15 protein-coding genes are annotated in these 16,960 nt (G+C 36.8%); 4 read left to right on the forward strand and 11 right to left on the reverse strand.

Features of this window, described 5'->3' with window-relative positions:
• Nucleotides 1–14: 14 nt before the first annotated feature.
• From mgtE to ACSVH9_RS03215, 5 genes are all read right to left on the reverse strand, one after another.
• On the reverse strand, nucleotides 15–1,331 hold the full coding sequence (gene mgtE, locus ACSVH9_RS03195) for a magnesium transporter (RefSeq protein ID WP_438062452.1): 1,317 nt from the start codon (nucleotides 1,329–1,331) through the stop codon (nucleotides 15–17).
• Nucleotides 1,332–1,380: 49 nt separating this feature from the next.
• Nucleotides 1,381–1,671 carry a DUF1272 domain-containing protein gene (locus tag ACSVH9_RS03200; protein WP_438062453.1) on the reverse strand — a complete coding sequence of 97 codons (291 nt, stop codon included), beginning with the start codon at nucleotides 1,669–1,671 and terminating at the stop codon, nucleotides 1,381–1,383.
• 39 nt (nucleotides 1,672–1,710) lie between these two features.
• Complete coding sequence (locus ACSVH9_RS03205; RefSeq protein WP_438062454.1) at nucleotides 1,711–3,363, reverse strand: FAD-dependent oxidoreductase; 1,653 nt, start codon at nucleotides 3,361–3,363, stop codon at nucleotides 1,711–1,713.
• 69 nt (nucleotides 3,364–3,432) lie between these two features.
• Nucleotides 3,433–4,221 carry a PhzF family phenazine biosynthesis protein gene (locus tag ACSVH9_RS03210; RefSeq protein WP_438062455.1) on the reverse strand — a complete coding sequence of 263 codons (789 nt, stop codon included), beginning with the start codon at nucleotides 4,219–4,221 and terminating at the stop codon, nucleotides 3,433–3,435.
• Between the two features lie 168 nt (nucleotides 4,222–4,389).
• A complete protein-coding gene (locus tag ACSVH9_RS03215) occupies nucleotides 4,390–5,259 on the reverse strand; it encodes an SDR family oxidoreductase (protein WP_438062456.1) in 870 nt (289 codons plus the stop codon).
• 130 nt (nucleotides 5,260–5,389) lie between these two features.
• On the opposite strand from ACSVH9_RS03215, the gene ACSVH9_RS03220 reads away from it, so the two are divergent.
• Entirely contained in the window at nucleotides 5,390–5,764 is a 375-nt protein-coding gene (locus ACSVH9_RS03220; protein WP_438062457.1) for a winged helix-turn-helix transcriptional regulator, read from the forward strand.
• 8 nt (nucleotides 5,765–5,772) lie between these two features.
• On the opposite strand, the gene ACSVH9_RS03225 is transcribed toward ACSVH9_RS03220, so the two are convergent.
• From ACSVH9_RS03225 to thrA, 4 genes are all read right to left on the reverse strand, one after another.
• Nucleotides 5,773–6,231, reverse strand: a complete 459-nt coding sequence (locus tag ACSVH9_RS03225) for a nuclear transport factor 2 family protein (RefSeq protein WP_438062458.1) — start codon at nucleotides 6,229–6,231, stop codon at nucleotides 5,773–5,775.
• Between the two features lie 368 nt (nucleotides 6,232–6,599).
• The gene (thrC, locus tag ACSVH9_RS03230; RefSeq protein ID WP_438062459.1) at nucleotides 6,600–7,895 is read right to left on the reverse strand and encodes a threonine synthase; all 1,296 of its coding nucleotides are present in this window, start codon (nucleotides 7,893–7,895) and stop codon (nucleotides 6,600–6,602) included.
• Nucleotides 7,896–8,071: 176 nt separating this feature from the next.
• Nucleotides 8,072–8,995, reverse strand: a complete 924-nt coding sequence (locus ACSVH9_RS03235) for a homoserine kinase (protein ID WP_438062460.1) — start codon at nucleotides 8,993–8,995, stop codon at nucleotides 8,072–8,074.
• Between the two features lie 105 nt (nucleotides 8,996–9,100).
• Nucleotides 9,101–11,548, reverse strand: a complete 2,448-nt coding sequence (gene thrA, locus ACSVH9_RS03240) for a bifunctional aspartate kinase/homoserine dehydrogenase I (protein WP_438062461.1) — start codon at nucleotides 11,546–11,548, stop codon at nucleotides 9,101–9,103.
• Between the two features lie 597 nt (nucleotides 11,549–12,145).
• On the opposite strand from thrA, the gene hutH reads away from it, so the two are divergent.
• The 3 genes from hutH to ACSVH9_RS03255 are packed head-to-tail and all read left to right on the forward strand — an operon-like array spanning nucleotide 12,146 to nucleotide 15,675.
• Nucleotides 12,146–13,660 (forward strand): histidine ammonia-lyase, encoded by a 1,515-nt coding sequence (gene hutH, locus ACSVH9_RS03245; RefSeq protein WP_438062462.1) that lies wholly within the window; start codon nucleotides 12,146–12,148, stop codon nucleotides 13,658–13,660.
• A 49-nt stretch (nucleotides 13,661–13,709) separates the two neighbouring features.
• On the forward strand, nucleotides 13,710–14,354 hold the full coding sequence (locus tag ACSVH9_RS03250; RefSeq protein ID WP_159691411.1) for a DUF47 domain-containing protein: 645 nt from the start codon (nucleotides 13,710–13,712) through the stop codon (nucleotides 14,352–14,354).
• A gap of 31 nt (nucleotides 14,355–14,385) precedes the next feature.
• Nucleotides 14,386–15,675 (forward strand): anion permease, encoded by a 1,290-nt coding sequence (locus ACSVH9_RS03255; protein ID WP_438062463.1) that lies wholly within the window; start codon nucleotides 14,386–14,388, stop codon nucleotides 15,673–15,675.
• 67 nt (nucleotides 15,676–15,742) lie between these two features.
• Here ACSVH9_RS03255 and ACSVH9_RS03260 read toward each other — a convergent pair whose 3' ends face one another.
• Nucleotides 15,743–16,210, reverse strand: a complete 468-nt coding sequence (locus tag ACSVH9_RS03260; RefSeq protein WP_438062464.1) for a nuclear transport factor 2 family protein — start codon at nucleotides 16,208–16,210, stop codon at nucleotides 15,743–15,745.
• A 2-nt stretch (nucleotides 16,211–16,212) separates the two neighbouring features.
• Entirely contained in the window at nucleotides 16,213–16,893 is a 681-nt protein-coding gene (locus ACSVH9_RS03265; RefSeq protein ID WP_438062465.1) for a peptidoglycan DD-metalloendopeptidase family protein, read from the reverse strand.
• Between the last annotated feature and the right edge of the window lie 67 nt (nucleotides 16,894–16,960).

The raw sequence follows: 16,960 nt of genomic DNA on the forward strand, positions 1-16,960 counted from the left end.
CATTGTGGTTAAGTTTAAAGTAATTTCCCCGCCAAGAAAAATGCCGAAACAGAGAAGTAAATAATCAATCCCGTAACGTCCACCAAAGTAGCCACAAACGGAGCCGAAGCCGCTGCAGGGTCGAGTTTCATTTTGCGTAACAAAAACGGAATCAAGGAGCCCGAAAGTGTTCCCCATAAAACGATAAATAGGAGCGAAGTGGAGACACTCAATGCTACCCATAGCCAATATGGACCGTAATCATAAATTCCAGCTTCTTGCCAAATCACAATTCGGATAAAGCCTAAAAGTCCTAAAATACCACCCAATAACAATCCAGAAACAAACTCTTTTTTCATTACATACCACCAATCACGCAATTGCAATTCTTTTAGCGCCATAGCACGAATAATCAAAGAAGCCGCTTGCGAACCCGAATTTCCTCCACTCGAAATAATCAACGGAACAAACAAGGCCAAAACTACGGCTTTGGCGATTTCATCATCATAATGTCCCATAGCCGATGCGGTGAGTAACTCTCCCAAAAACAAAACGACCAACCAACCCGCACGTTTTTTGACCAAATCGGAGAGTGAAGTTTTGGTGTACGAAACATCCAATTCTTCCATACCCCCAAATTTCTGCATGTCCTCGGTATCTCGTTGTTCTATTTGCTCCAATAAGTCGTCAAAAGTCACTATGCCCACCAAGATTCCTTTTTCGGTCACAATAGGTAAAGCTTCACGGTCGTATTTGTCAAAAATCGCCAAGCTTTCCTCAATTTTTTCGGTGGTGCGAATGGCGATAAAATTTTTATCCATCAATTCTTCAATCAATGTGGTGTCTTCAGCCATAAGTAATTGACCAATACGTAAATCATCAATTAACTTGTTTTTGTCATTCACTACGTAGACAAAATTGAGTGTTTCTGCTTTTTTACCATAAATCTTAATCGATTCCAACACACGTTTTACCGTCCAATCCTTTTTCGCCTGAATGTAATGAGGCGTCATTAATCGGGCAATACTATCACTTTCATAGCCCAGTAAATTCAGCGCTTGCTCTCTTTCTTTTTGGTCCAACAAATTGATGATTTCCTTGATGATACTATCTGGGAAATCCGTCAAAAGAAGCGTTCTATCATCGGGAGCCAATTCGTTAAAAAGTTCCTTTGTGGCTTCATTTCCTAAATTCAAAATCAGCTCTTGTTGAATTTCACTATCAAAATACGGAAATACCTCAGCTTTGGCTTCTCCAGCTAAAAGGAGAAAGGATAGCACGCGGTCTTTACTGCTTTTTTGTGTCAATTGGTCTGCAATGTCGGCTGGATGTTTGGAGGTAATGTGATCCATAGCAATAAAATTAATGAGGTATTTACTTTTTCGTTTTAGACAGGATAAACTATCTGTTTTTGGGTGGTATCGATTTGTTTCGGCTTTGAATTGTTTCAAAGCTACTCCAATCAATTGGTTTTATAATTGATTCATTTTGTGCGGGATATTTTGAAAGCATTTGCGCGGGGCGAACGGGTCTTTTTTCAAATCCGCCGCCACAATTCGGACAAACATTTTCTAAAACACTAGTAACACAATCCGAACAAAAGGTACATTCAAAAGTACAAATCATGGCATCTGTACTTGCGGGAGGAAGTGGCTTTGCACAGTTTTCGCAGTGAGATCTTAGTTCTAGCATAAGCTTGTTTTTATGTCAGGGTAGGGAACAAATCAGAATTTATTTTTTAGGCTCTTCCATTACTTGCCCAGCTTCAAGCAATGCTTTTTGGAGCGTTGCATAAGGGACTTCTTGAACACTACTTTTGTTTTGTATGGCCAAGGCTGCTATTTGTGCGCTTGATTCGGCCAAAATCATAAAAATAGGCTCCATGCGAATGCTTCCATAAGCGATGTGCGAACTTGATACGCAAACAGGCACCACCAAGTTGCTACATTCATTGGCTTTGGGTAAAACGGTTCCCATGGCTATTTTATAGGGCTTCGGTGGTTCGATGCCTACATCACCTTCGTTTTCTATCCATCCTTCTTTGGTGACATAGCGTTGTACATTATGAGAATCTAAGTTGTAAGACCCCATACCAATGGCATTTTCGGCTTGCGTTTCTCCTCGTACTACATTTCCAGTCATGACGTATGCACCAACCATTCGTCTGGCTTCTCTGATGTATAATTGATGGGGAAAACCGCCATTGTCTAGGAATTCATCTTTTGGATAACCCCATTTTAGCATCGCGGTTCTGATTTTTTTGGGTACTCTAGGATCTGTAGCCGTAAAGTAAAGTAGTCCTTTTTGGTAGTTTTCGTGTTCTTTGGCTATGGCTTTTCGGCGTTCGTATGAAGCTTCGGGATAGTCGTAGTTCATTCCAATATTGTCATGGCTAAACGGACCGTGATTGTTCACATCGGTTTTGAAGTTAGGAATAGCATCAAATTTTTTGAAGGTTTTTTTCCAGCCTGCTTGATACAATCTTCCTAATATTTCATAGTCTTTGGGGTCATATCCTTCTGGTTTTTCTATCGGAATTTGGTTTTCTTTTACGGTGGTTAAGCATAAGCGGTAGCAGTAGGCTTCCATTTTATGATCGCCTGTTCCATTTTTACTAACTGGGTCTGGTGAAATTTTAGGCAACAAGCCTGAAGAAGTGTCACCCGGAACCCAATAAGGGTTTATCTTGAAATTTTTGAAGTTATGATCGTGCTGGTATAATTTTTTTTGCACCCCGTTAAATTTCTCAAAGTATACGGCATTGGCTTCTCTGCCAACATGATAAGAAATACCAGCTGCAGCCATCAAATCGCCTTCATAGGTGGCATCAATAAATACTTTTCCTTCTATTTTTTTTCCGCTTAAGGTGTAAAAAGCCTCAATGGTGGTTCCTTTTTTATCTATTTTTTTGTTGCGATCCAGCCATTCGTTTTTATAGACTTTAATCTTGTGGTCAGCAATCCATTGGTCGAAAATATGTTCAGCTACATGAGGTTCAAAGACCCACATGGTTTTTGACTTTTCGTCTATAGCAGGTGTACCTTGACCTTTGGCATTAAAACTTGATCTTTTTTGCCATTTCCAAGCGTTTTCGGTTTGATAATAGTCGTATACTTTTTTATAAAACATTTTGGATAAACCACCTATCAATTGTGTTTTCCCAGCATCGGTATACCCAAGTCCAGAAGCCGACATGCCACCCAAATGTTGATCGGGCGAAATAACGAGTACCGATTGCCCAAGTTGTGCCGCTTTGACCGCTGCAACCACCGCTGCCGATGTTCCACCGTAGACTACAATATCCGCCTGAAGTGTTGTGTTGTTTTGCCCCCAAAGCGAACCACCTAGTAATAAACTATAAAATAATACCTTGATTTTTTTCATATGATTATAGTAAAGTGATACTTAGGTTGATGAATTATAACTAATTGATTATAATTCTTTTATAGTATTTTATTTTGTACAAAAAGTACCTATAGCATAAGTTTTGGCTTGTCCGCTAATGATAACACGATCGCCACGTAATTCACAATTCAGTTTACCCAATCTTTCAGAAACTTGAAGCGCATAGAGTTCTTTTTTACCCAATCTTTCTGCCCAAAGCGGAATTAAAGAGCAATGTGCTGAACCAGTTACAGGATCCTCGAGTATTGAAGCTTGTGGTGTAAAAAAGCGAGAGACAAAATCACTATTTTTTCCGGGAGCAGTTAGAATTACGCCTCCAGTTTCCATATTGATTTGGTCAAATAAATTGCGGTCAATTTGAATGTTTTTTACAGCTTCTTCATTATCATATATTAAAACATAATCTCTTGATTTTAAAACTTCTTTTGGTGCTATACTCAATGATAACTTTAGGTTTTCTGGTAGTGTTGAAGGAACTGGCATTCTAGCAGGGAAATTCAAGAAATAGTAATCGCCTTCTACTAAAACCGTAAGGTCTCCGCTTAGGGTTTCGAAAACAAACGTGGTTCTTGGATCATTTAGAATAGTTTTTAAGGCATGAACCGTAGCCAAAGTAGCATGACCACATAAATCCATTTCAATCTCGGGGGTGAACCAACGCAGGTGAATTTTTTCGCCTTTGTCTACAAAAAAAGCGGTTTCGGCAACAGCATTTTCTTGAGTGATTTTTAATAAAAGCGCATCGGGTAACCACTCTTTTAAGGGAACGACTACGGCTGGATTTCCTCCAAATAAAGTATCGGTAAAAGCATCAATTTGATAAAAGTCTAATTTCATGGGGATGTAATTGTTAGCTAGTTTTTTTATTTTTATCAAAAATAAGGATTTCTGTGGTTCTTATGGTTTTTTATTCTTACCGACGGCTGATTTTTTGAGGTTGATTTTTTCAATAAAAAAAAACTGATGTTTTGACGATCAGGTTTCATTTTCTTAGTACGGGCTAGTTTACAATTGGTACGCTTCTTTCAAAAATGCTTTTAAAGAAGTTGGTTCTTGACCGATGAACGTTTTTAAACTGCTGTCTACTTCTTCAAAGTCATTGTTTTTCATTCCTGCTGCGAAAAGCACCGACATGGTAATGATGGATTCTGGTAGTCCAAATCCTTTCAAAGCGTTTTCAAAATCGGCCGAGGAAGGGCTGATGTATGGTACTTCTTTCCCTGAGAGTTCTGATAAATAACTAGCAATTTCGGTGAAAGAATGCGCTTGGCTTCCGGTAAGATGGTACGTTTTATTTTCGTGTCCATTGCTTGCTATAATTTGAGCAATTGCTTTGGCTAAATCGTTTCGGTTTGCAAAAGCAACTTTCCCTTCACCTGCTGGGAAAAACACTCCTGTTTCGAGTACATTGGCTCCAATAAACATTGGCACCACGTCGGCATACAAACTATTGCGTAAGAAAGTATAAGTTAGTCCGCTTTGTTTGATGTATGCTTCTGTCTCAAAATGATCTCCTAGTAGCGGTTTTAAGGGGGAAGTTTCGATATCTTTTATTGCAACTCCAGTGTAAAAAATATGTTGTACTCCGGCAGCTTTTGCGGCATCAATCACATTTTTATGTTGACCAATTCGGTCATTAAAGTCACTTGATGAGATTAAAAGAACGCTGTCGATTCCTTTCATGGCTTCTAATAGACTTGATTGATCTTGATAGTTCCCGATTTTTACGGTTATTCCTTTTTCAGAAAACGGAAGGCCTTTTTCTGTGCTTCTTGCGAGTACCGAAAGTTCAGCAATAGGATGTTTTGCTGTTAGTTCTGATACAATTTGACTTCCTAGTTGGCCTGTGGCTCCAGTAATTAATAGTTGACTCATTTTTTATTTCTTTAATTATTAATACTTACTTTTGTAGAGCAAATATCTTTTAGTTAGTTTGATTATACAAGACGGTACTTTTTTGTGCTTAACTAACTTGAAAGTTATTATTATTGAAAATCAATGATTTATGGAGGAAATAAAAATAAAAAAAGAAGATTTTAATTTATTGAATTGTCCTATTCGAACGATTTTAGATCGCTTTGGAGACAAATGGTCGGTTTTAGTCTTATTGATTTTAGGCGAAAAAAAGAAGCTTCGTTTTAATGCGATTAATAAAGAAATTGGAACCGATATTTCACAAAAAATGCTGACGGTTACCTTACGAACACTAGAAGCCGACGGTTTGGTTCATCGTACCGTTTATCCCGAAGTTCCGCCAAGAGTAGAGTATGAAATTACACCGTTGGGAGCGTCTCTAGTGCCGCATATTGACAATCTGGCGCAATGGGCGGCAGTCAATATGGAATCTATTAAAACGTCTCGCGAACGATTTAAAAAATAGATAGAATACTATTGCTTTCCGTTTGAGGCAGCTGCTTCAAAATTGTCGTAATAGGTAAAATCTTTGGTGATTAGTCCATTTTCGATGGTGAAAATGGTGCAAATGGGGAGGGTAAATTTTGTGTTATCTGGAGCTGTTCCAGTAGAAACGAATTCAACTACAATATGATTAGTATTGGTAGGATATAGTTGGATGATGGAGTCGTGAACGTCTGGAAAAAGGGCTTCTAGTTCTCCATATTTTTTAGCAATTTCTACTCTGTTTTGTTCTACGATGCCAGTTCCTAAACTCGGATCCTTGAAAAGTGCTTTTTCACTGTACATTTTTGCCATTTCTTCCCATTGGTGTTTGTTAAATAGCTCGTAATAGCGTTCTACTATTTTTTGATTCTCGTTTGAAGAAGTAGAGGGGTTGATGCAAGATAGTAATAGCAAAAAGAGAAAAGAAATACCGTGAGTGTTTTTCATTTTAAATAGTATTTTGTTGTTTTTTTAATTACTTATAAAAATATAAAAAATAGTTAGCGTTTTAGCTTCTGATGTCTCTATTAATTATAAGAACTCACGGATATTTTGGCTAAAGCCTATTTCAATTGAATTTTTACAAAAAAACAATCGCATTCAGGTTTTTAATGGTTGAAGTAGTTTGTTTTTAGGTCAGAATTTCTAAAATAATTTATTGTTTTTTTGTAGTACAGACGTTTCTAGCCCTGATGGGTGCGGCATCCTGTGGCTCTGGGGTTCAGAGCCACAGATATAGCGTACAGCAGGATTAAGCTCCTAAAAAAAAAGCGACTCCTTTACAGAAATCGCTTATGGATAGGGCAGAGGAGGAATTATTGATTTTGTAAAAACGCTTTCAGTTCCTCGTAGGTTTTGATTTTAGTACTTATTTTATCTTTGTTTAAGACACTTTCTATTTGTGGCGGAATAGGTAAAGTCACGCCTAATGCGGGTTCTACGATGTCTAAAAACTTGATAGGGTGGGCGGTTTCCAGAAAAATTCCCAAGGCATCGGGATGGTTTTGCAACTCTTTTTTCAATCCTAAATACCCTACTGCTCCGTGTGGTTCTGCGATGTAGCCTTTTTGCTCTTGGATGGTTTTCATGGCCTCGAGTGTAGCAGCATCGCTAAAGGTGTAGGATGAAAAGTCTTTTTCGAATTGTTTCAAATCATTTTGATACATTTCTTGTATGCGCACAAAATTACTCGGATTGCCTACATCCATAGCGTTCGAAATCGTGGCGATGGAAGGTTTTGGGTCGTAAACGCCATTTTCTAGGAAACGCGGTACGGTATCATTGGCATTGGTAGCAGCTACAAAATGTTCGATAGGTAAGCCTAATTTTTTAGCGATAATACCTGCGCATATGTTGCCAAAATTTCCACTAGGACACGAGAAGACCAATGGTTTTTGTTGTTTTTTTAAGGCTTTATAGGCAAAGAAAAAGTAGAACATTTGGGGTAGCCAACGAGCAATATTGATGGAATTTGCAGAAGTTAAATGAACAGCAGCCAATTCAGAGTCCAAAAAAGCTTTTTTGACCATGTCCTGACAGTCATCAAAAACACCATCTACTTCGAGCGCTTTGATGTTTTGTCCCAAAGTGGTCAATTGGCGTTCTTGAATGTCACTCACTTTACCCGATGGATACAAAATCACTACATCTACTCCAGTCACGCCCAAAAAACCACTGGCTACGGCACCTCCTGTATCTCCAGAAGTGGCTACCAATACGGTGTTCTTTTTCGAAGGGTCGTTTCGGTTGAAATAAGCAATGCAACGCGACATAAAACGTGCGCCTACATCTTTAAATGCCATTGTTGGACCGTGAAATAATTCTAACGAATAAATCCCGTTTTCGACTTCGACTACAGGGAAATCAAAGCAAAGCGTTTCGGCTATGATTTGGCGTAGCGTGTCGGCTGGAATTTCGTCGCCTACAAACTGCTGAATGGCTTGAAAAGCGATTTCCTCGTTGGAAAGCTTTTCGATGTTTTCAAAAAAATCGGCCGCTAAAGGTTGAATCGATTCGGGAAAATATAAGCCTTTGTCGGAGGCCAATCCTTGTACCACCGCTTCCTCAAAAGAAACGTTGGGTGCATTATGGTTTAAGCTATAGTATTTCATTTTTATTGAATAGTCGCTCTCGACTGTGCTCGAGCTGACAGTAATTAGTGATTAGTAATTAGTGATTAGTAATTAGTAATTAGTCCTTAGTGATTAGTAATTAATCCAGATAATTAGTTTATGGTTTGTTCTTTTGCTTGCATAAAACTGTATTCCCCCTTTCGGGGGTTATGGGGCTATGCTATTATACTAACTCCATCTGGATTAATTTTCGACACGTGAATTTCGTAGGGTAAATTCATTTCCTCATAAATTTTACTCATGGCATCAGCTATCTTCTGAGCGTTGGTTTCGCCTTTGCTTAATGCAAAAATTGAAGGGCCAGAACCTGAAATTCCAGAGCCCAAAGCGCCGTTTTCGTATGCGGTTTGTTTGATGGCATCAAAACCAGGAATCAGCATACTGCGAACGGGTTCTATGATTTCGTCATGCAATGATCGCCCTATAAGTTCGTAATCTTGAGTGTACAAGCCAGCGACTAAACCACCCACATTGCCCCATTGCTTAATGGCACTTTTTAGGGAAACGGTTTGCTTCAAAACCGAACGCGCATCCGATGTTTTGAGTTCAATTTGTGGATGAACTACAGTGGCGTATAATTCTGAAGGACTGTCGATTTTGATAATGTCTAAAGGGTTGGAACTTCTCACTAAAGTGAAACCACCCAAAAGGCAAGGCGCTACATTATCAGCATGGGCATTGCCACTGGCTAATTTTTCGCCTTGCATGGCAAATTGCACCAATTCTTTGCGCGAAAATGGTCGGCCAAGTAATTCATTGATTCCAAAAACGGCTCCGGCTGAACTTGCGGCGCTGCTTCCAATGCCACTTCCGGCTTTGATGTTTTTATAGATTTCGATTTCAAAACCTATTTCGGTTTCGAAAGCTTCTAGCAGTGCCAAAGCTGCAACTCCTGCTACATTTTTCTCGGTTTCTAAAGGCAAATCAGCGCCTACGATTTTGGTAATTCGAACCCCTTTTTCGGAAGAAGTCCGCACAATCATTTCGTCGCCTGCCGTGGCCAAACACAAGCCCAATACATCAAATCCACAAGAAAGATTAGCGATAGTAGCTGGACAAAATAGTTTTATTTCTTTCATAAGTCAGCCCCTCCCGACCTCCCCCAAAGGGAGGAGTACAGAGGATTTATTAGTTAATATTTATTTTTAAGCTCTCGAGATTCTTCGCCGTGGCGAATTAGGAGGCTACACATTTCCAATACGAATTACATCGGCAAAAATTCCTGAAGCCGTAACAGCAGCTCCTGCTCCAGCGCCTTTAATCAATAATGGTTGTTCTACATAACGATCGGTGTAGAATAACACAATGTTGTCTTTTCCTTCTAAGTTGTAAAACGGATGGTCTTTGGCGATGAATTGCAATCCAACATTGGCTTTGCCGTTTTCGAATTGGGCAACAAATTTGAGACGGGATTCTTTTTCGTTAGCTTCTTTTAATAATTGCTCAAAATGGGAGGCGTTTTTAAGAAGTGATTTAAAGAAATCGTCATTGTTATTGGTTTTCATGCATTCGTCTGGTAAGAAAGAAAGGTTTTCTATATCTTCAATTTCCATCTGATAACCGCTTTCTCTAATAAGAATTAAAATCTTTCTTGCTACATCAACTCCGCTCAAATCGATTTTTGGGTCAGGTTCTGTAAATCCTTGAACGCCTGCTTCTTTTACTACATCATGAAAAGAATAATTTGGACCGAAATTATTAAAGATAAAATTCAAACTTCCTGATAAAACCGCTTGTATTTTGTGCACTTTATCGCCTGATGCAATTAAGTTTTTTACGGTGTCAATAATTGGTAAACCTGCACCTACATTGGTTTCGAATAAGAAAGGAGCATTGTATTTTCTGGATAAATTTTTAAGGTTTTGGTAGTTGGCATACGCCGATGAACAAGCAATTTTGTTACAAGTCACTACTGCTACGTTTTGTCTTAAAAATTGTTCATAAAGCTTAGACACACTTTCATTGGCAGTAATGTCGACAAATATGCTGTTGCGTAAATTGAGTTCTTTTACTTTGGCAATAAAAGCCTCGGCATTTGCGGGTTCACCACTTGCTAAAAGGGATGCCCATTCTTTGAGCGACATGCCTTCTTCGTCAAAATACATGTTTCTAGAATTAGAAACAGCAATAACACGTAAATTGATTTTTAAATTTTCTTTTAAGAATTTCTTTTGTTGGTGAATTTGCTCCATGAATTTTTCGCCCACGTTACCCACACCCATAACAAACAAGTTAAGTTGTTTGGTGTTTTCTTCAAAGAAGTTTTCGTGTAAAGTATTCAAGGCTTTTTTGACATCTCTTTCATTGATAACCACAGATATGTTTCTCTCAGAAGCCCCTTGTGCAATCGCACGTATGTTGACATTGTTTTTTCCAAGTGTACTAAACATACGTCCGCTAAGCCCTTGGTGGTTTTTCATATTTTCGCCTACTAAAGCAATAATGCATAGGTTTTTTTCAACTATGCAAGGTTCGACTTTGTTTTGAGTAATTTCAATTTCAAACGCTTTGTTGATGGCGATTTCTGCATTTTCTGCATCAGAATTCAAAATACCAATACAGATGGAATGTTCTGAAGAAGCTTGCGTAATGAAAATAACATTGATGTTTTCGTTTGACAATACTTCAAAAAGACGTTTAGAAGAACCCGCCACGCCAATCATTCCCGAGCCTTCGAGCGTAATAAGTGTGATGTTGTCAATGTGACTGATTCCCTTTACCGGTGAGCCATTAGCAGCAATTGTATTCGAAATAAAAGTACCTTCTGCTTCTGGCTCAAAAGTGTTTTTGATTAGAATTGGAATATTTTTTCTTAGTACTGGCTGAATAGTTGGCGGATATAAAACTTTAGCCCCAAAATGCGACAACTCCATAGCTTCTTGATAAGAGATAGTTGCAATAGGTTGTGCTTGTTTTACCAATTTAGGATTGGCAGTGTACATTCCGTTTACATCTGTCCAAATTTCCAGTTCTTCTGCTGCTAATGCGCTGGCAAGAATCGCTGCTGAATAATCTGAACCGCCACGTCCTAGAGTAGTGGTGATTCCATCCTCAGTTGCTCCAATGAAACCTGGAAGGAGTACTACTTTAGAATCATTTGTTGCAAAGTAATCTTGGATGAGACGATTGCTTACTTCAAAATTCACGCTTGCTTTTCCAAAAGTTGCGTTGGTTTTAATGAGTTCACGACTGTCTTTATAACTACTATTTTTTAAGTTTTGTTTTAAAGCTTCAGCAATGATGAATGAAGATAATAATTCACCAAAACTTAAAATGGTATCGGCAGTTCTTGGAGATAACTCACCCAACAAGAAACAACCATCCAACAATGTTTCTAGGTGATTGATGATACGTTTGATGTGGCTCAACAAAGCACTTTGCTCGCTTACTGGTATTAATTGCTTTAAGGTATCGAGGTGTTTTTTCTCAATTTCTAAAACGATGTCTCTAAAACTTTCATCGTTTTGTGCGGCTTTAGAAGCAGCTAGTTGCAGCAAATCTGTGACTTTGCTTAAGGCAGAAACGACTACTGCAAGTGATTCTTTTTCTGCTTTGTTAGTTATTATCGCAATTACTAGTTTTATATTATCTGCATTGGCTACTGAAGTTCCGCCAAATTTTAATACTCTCATTGTATGTTTTTGTTTAATTGAATGCTAAAGTTTGCTGCCTCCCAAAAGTCTATTTTCTAAAAAAATAGATGGAATAAATCGGATGATATGTAATAAAGTATACCCCTAAAGGGTAGTAGTGGTTGTAGTAGTAGAAGTGGTAGAAAAAGCAATTGCAACCCCAGTTGGCGTTGTCATTAGTAGTTTATATGTGCTTTTTATACTTCTCATTTTGATTTTTCAAAAGTACAGTTTTTTTGTAAAGATTTAGAACTGTTTAGTCTTTTTACGAATATTTTAAAAATAAGGAATCATTATTCATAAAATTGCACATAATTTATTTTTACTCAAGAATGATTATGATTTTTACTTTGTTTAATATAGTTGTCCTATAGGGTTTTTGTTTGTTCTTGTGTATTTTTAATTATTTTAAAGTCCTTTTTTGTAAATGAAGCTCTTGATTAGCGAATAATGTTGATTAATAAAGTAATGGATTGAAGCTACAGATTTCGTTACTTTTTTAAAGATGTAAAGCAGTATATTTTTTTAAATTATTTCTATTTTCAGTTGGTTTTTAATGTGAATTTATTCAATTTTGGCGCTTAAACGATTCTTAAAATGGATAATACTCATTATATTTCTACTGAACTTCTTACTTTTGAAGCACTACAAGAGATTGTTACCTTTCAAAAGACCATTGCTCTCTCTGAAGAAGCTAAAGTAAATATTCAGAAATGTAGGGATTTCTTGGATAAAAAAATGGCAACTCATAACGAACCTATTTATGGGATCAATACTGGTTTTGGCTCTTTGTGTAATGTCAAGATTTCCAATGAAAATCTATCGAAGTTACAAGAGAATTTGGTTAAATCACATGCTTGTGGTACAGGTGAAGAAGTGCCAACTTCTATTGTGCAATTGATGTTGTTATTGAAGATTCAATCTTTAAGCTATGGTCACTCTGGAGTGCAATTACAAACGGTTGAGCGTTTGGTTGATTTTTATAATAATGCAATCTATCCTGTTGTTTATACATTAGGTTCTCTTGGTGCATCAGGAGATTTGGCTCCTTTAGCACATTTGTCTTTACCTTTGATTGGAGAAGGAGAAGTATATTTTGAAGGAAAAAGAGTCCACTCAAGCGAGGTGCTTAAAGTTTTTAACTGGGAGCCTATCGTTTTACAATCCAAAGAAGGTTTGGCTTTGTTGAACGGAACACAATTTATGGCGGCTTATGGCGCACACATACTTATAAAAGGATACAAATTATCTTATTTCGCTGATTTGATTGGCGCAATTTCTTTGGAAGCTTTTGATGGACGAATTGAACCTTTTAATGAATTGATACATTATATAAGACCGCACAAAGGACAAATTGTAACGGCACAACGTGTAAATGAATTTTTAGAAGGTAGTCAAATTATTGAACAACCTAAATCGCATGTACAAGACCCTTATTCCTTTCGTTGTATTCCACAAGTACATGGCGCTTCAAAAGATGCGATGGAATATGTGAAAAAAGTTTTTAAAACTGAGATTAATTCTGTTACTGATAACCCAAATATTTTTATAGAAAGTGACCAAATCATATCTGGTGGTAATTTTCATGGACAACCTTTGGCTTTGGCTTTAGATTTTATGGCGATTGCATTGGCGGAGTTAGGAAGTATTTCAGAAAGAAGAACCTATCAGTTAATTTCTGGCTTACGAAATCTTCCAGCCTTTTTGGTTGATAATCCAGGATTGAATTCAGGTTTTATGATTCCACAATACACCGCAGCAAGTATTGCAAGTCAAAACAAGCAATTGGCTACTCCTTCCAGTGTTGATAGTATTGTTTCTAGCAATGGTCAAGAAGACCATGTAAGTATGGGGGCTAATGGAGCTACAAAATGTTTGAAAGTACTAGACAATTTAGAACGAATTTTGGCAATTGAATTGATGAATGCTTCACAAGCTATCGAATTCAGAAGACCTTTGCAGTCAAGTGAATTTATAGAAATATTTTTAGCATCTTACAGACAAGAAGTTCCTTTTGTAAGCGAAGATAGAATATTGCATTACGATATCGAAAAAACCATTTTGTTTCTTGACAGTTTTCATATCGAAGACGATTTGTTAACGTTAAATTAACATTGGCTTAAAATAATGAACTAATTTTGCAATTCTAAATCCTTATAAAATGACATTAAATAGTGTTTTCCAATTTTTAGTACCAAAGGACAAAAAGTTTTTTCCTTTATTTGAAGAGGCATCAAGCAACTTAATTGAATTAGCTTCTAATTTGCACGAAGCAGTAAACTTACCTCTAAAGGAAAGAGAAGTTTTGTTCTTAAAAATTGATGAATTAGAACAGCGTGGTGAAGACTTAACGCGTCAAACCAATTTAGAATTAAGTAGAAACTTTATTACTCCTTTTGATAGAGAAGACATACACTCATTGATTACTTCAATTGATAACGTGGCCGATAATTTACATGGTGCAGCTAGTAGAATGCGTTTGTATCAAGTAGATAAAATCACCAAATCTATCCGTAAATTGACAGAAATCAATTTAGAAGCTTGTCAACATATTGATGCTGCTGTAAAAGAGTTGAAAAACTTAGAGCGAATGAAAACCATTACTACGGCTTGTGCTAAAATCAATAAATTAGAAAACAAGTCTGATAATGTTTACAATAAAGCTGTTTTTGAAATCTTTGAAAACGAAACTGACGTAAAAAATATCATTAAATACAAAGAAGTTCTTTCTGTATTAGAAACTGCTACTGATAAATGTAAAAGTGTAGCTAGTGTTTTGGAATCCATCACTGTAAAACACTCATAAACTTAATTTATTCCTTATAGAAAATACAATTATGGAATTTACTTTATTAATTATAATTATTGTTTTAGCCTTAATCTTTGATTACATCAATGGTTTTCACGATGCGGCTAATGCAATTGCTACCGTAGTTGCAACAAAGGTACTTTCTCCATTTCAGGCAGTATTATGGGCAGCTTTCTTTAACTTTTTAGCCTATTGGGTATTTGGTTTTGGTGTAGCTGACACAGTTGCAAAGACCGCAAGCACAATGGATATAAATCTAGTAGTGATTTTAGCTGGAGTTATTGCGGCGATTTGTTGGAACTTGCTAACTTGGTGGTTAGGAATTCCTTCTAGTTCTTCACATACTTTGATAGGTGGTTTTGCTGGTGCAGCCATTGCCCACGCTGGTTTTGGTGTGGTTACTTGGTTCAAAGAAGGAAAAGATGGAGGCTTACCTTCTGGGGTTTTAATCGTTATAGCATTTATTGTTTTAGCGCCTTTACTAGGAGCTTTGATTTCTTATTTGATATCGATTTGGTTATTGAATTCTTCTAAGAAAAGTATTTACCCCAAAATATTTACCTTGTCAATTATGGCAGTAACTGTTTGGTTTGTTGAAAAACAAATGAAATATTATGCTGATATTGAAAAACCAAGATTTGATTCTCATTTTTGGAGTGTTGCTTTTGAAGCGCATAATATCAAGTGGTTATTAGTTGCATTTATTATTTTGTCAATTAGTACTTTTTGTTTGATTTTTAGCAGTTTGAATATTCATCAAGCGAATTCTTGGTTGAAAAAATTTCAATTGCTCTCTTCTGCTGCATTTAGTTTAGGACACGGAGGGAATGATTCCCAAAAAGTAATGGGAATAATTGCTGCTGCAGTTGCAGTATATATTCATACGAGTGGAGTAGCGCAAGAGTCTTTGCCAGACTGGTTGAATGTAATTTTGCCAAATGATGATAAAGGTATAAAGGGCGCAATGCCATCTTGGATTCCGTTAGCTTGTTATTCTGCTATCGCAGCAGGTACCTTGAGTGGTGGTTGGAAAATTGTGAAGACAATGGGTTCTAAAATCACTAAAGTATCTTCATTCGAAGGTGTTGCTGCTGAAACAGCTGGTGCATTAACCTTATACTTTACAGAGCATCTTAAAATCCCAGTAAGTACAACGCATACTATTACAGGTTCTATTATTGGTGTAGGATTGACCAAAAGAGTTTCTGCAGTTCGTTGGGGAGTAACCGTTAGTTTGATGTGGGCTTGGGTTTTAACTATTCCTATTTCAGCATTGTTAGCAGCGATTACTTATTACGTACTAAGTATCTTTTTGTAGATAACAAGCAATACATAAAAAAAAGGACTATGAAGAATTTTTCTTGATAGCCCTTTTTTTTTGCTGTTTAACGTTCACAATATTTTTTTAATGAATACAATGCTTTTTCTTGAATTTTCTTTTGAAAAAAGCCTGTCCATCCTAATAAAAATCCTTTCCATCCCATAGCTTGTTGCGACCATTTCCATACATTGAAGTTATCGGTATGTTTGTATATAAGCCCATCTTTGAATTCAAATTCAGCGGCAATATGATTGACTACTTTTCGGTTAGTTTGTGAAAAAGTGTAATGTGCAACCCATTTTGCTGTGCCATAAGTATCATCTGCTTTTACTTCATTGTAATCTATTTTTATAGCTCCTTTGGCTCTTTCTAAAAGCATTTTCCACATCATACTGGCTTGTTCTTCTTTTAAAAGTCCAAAAGCAGGGTCACGAAATTGAATGTCGGGATGATAACATTCTTTCATAGTAAGGGCGTCTCCATTTTGAAAAGCTGTGTAGAATTTATGGATGAGTTGTTCGTTTGGATGCATGATTATGAGTTAATTTTTAATAATAAATTAGGGTCTGGGCAATTGGATAAATAAAAAGAAAGCGTACTTTGACTACATACTCCAGGATAATCACCTTCTTTATCCTGTATATCTTTTATGATTTGGAAATGCAAATGAGGTGCATAGTCGCCATTTACGCTTGCTTTTCCTAATGTGGCTATTTGTTCTCCTTTTTTTACAACTTGTCCCTTAGATAGCTTTTGAATGCTCTCTAATGATAAATGACCATATAAAGTGTAAAATCGATGATTATCTATTTCGTGTTCTAGTATAATTGTAGGGCCATAATCTCCCAATTGATTATTGAATTGAAAGCTGTGAACTTTTCCATCTAAAGCTGCTAGAATAGGAGTATCGGCACTTGTCCATAAATCTAAACCAATGTGTATGTTGCGCTCTTCTTGTTCAGTCATGTTGAATACTTGGCTTCTTTTGTATAAATTTCGTGTCTCGTTATATCCGCCGTAGGCGACTCTAGCTTTATTTTGTTTTAGAAAGTTGTCTATGAAGTTTTCAAAATCAGCAGAAGTAGTTAAATTATAGTTTGTTAATTCTTGATTGTGAATGGATAAATCTAAGGCAACATATGAAGAATAGGTTACTGTTGGAGCAATTACCTTTATTCCTTCGAGTTTTTGTAGTACTTGTTCAAGTGAGGTCATTCCTTTTTTTATTGAATTTTAAAAGTAATAAAAAAAGTATATAACAAAATGGTTATTTTATAAATAA

Origin of the sequence: Flavobacterium sp. RSSB_23 (assembly GCF_051547145.1) — a bacterium.
Classification (GTDB): domain Bacteria; phylum Bacteroidota; class Bacteroidia; order Flavobacteriales; family Flavobacteriaceae; genus Flavobacterium.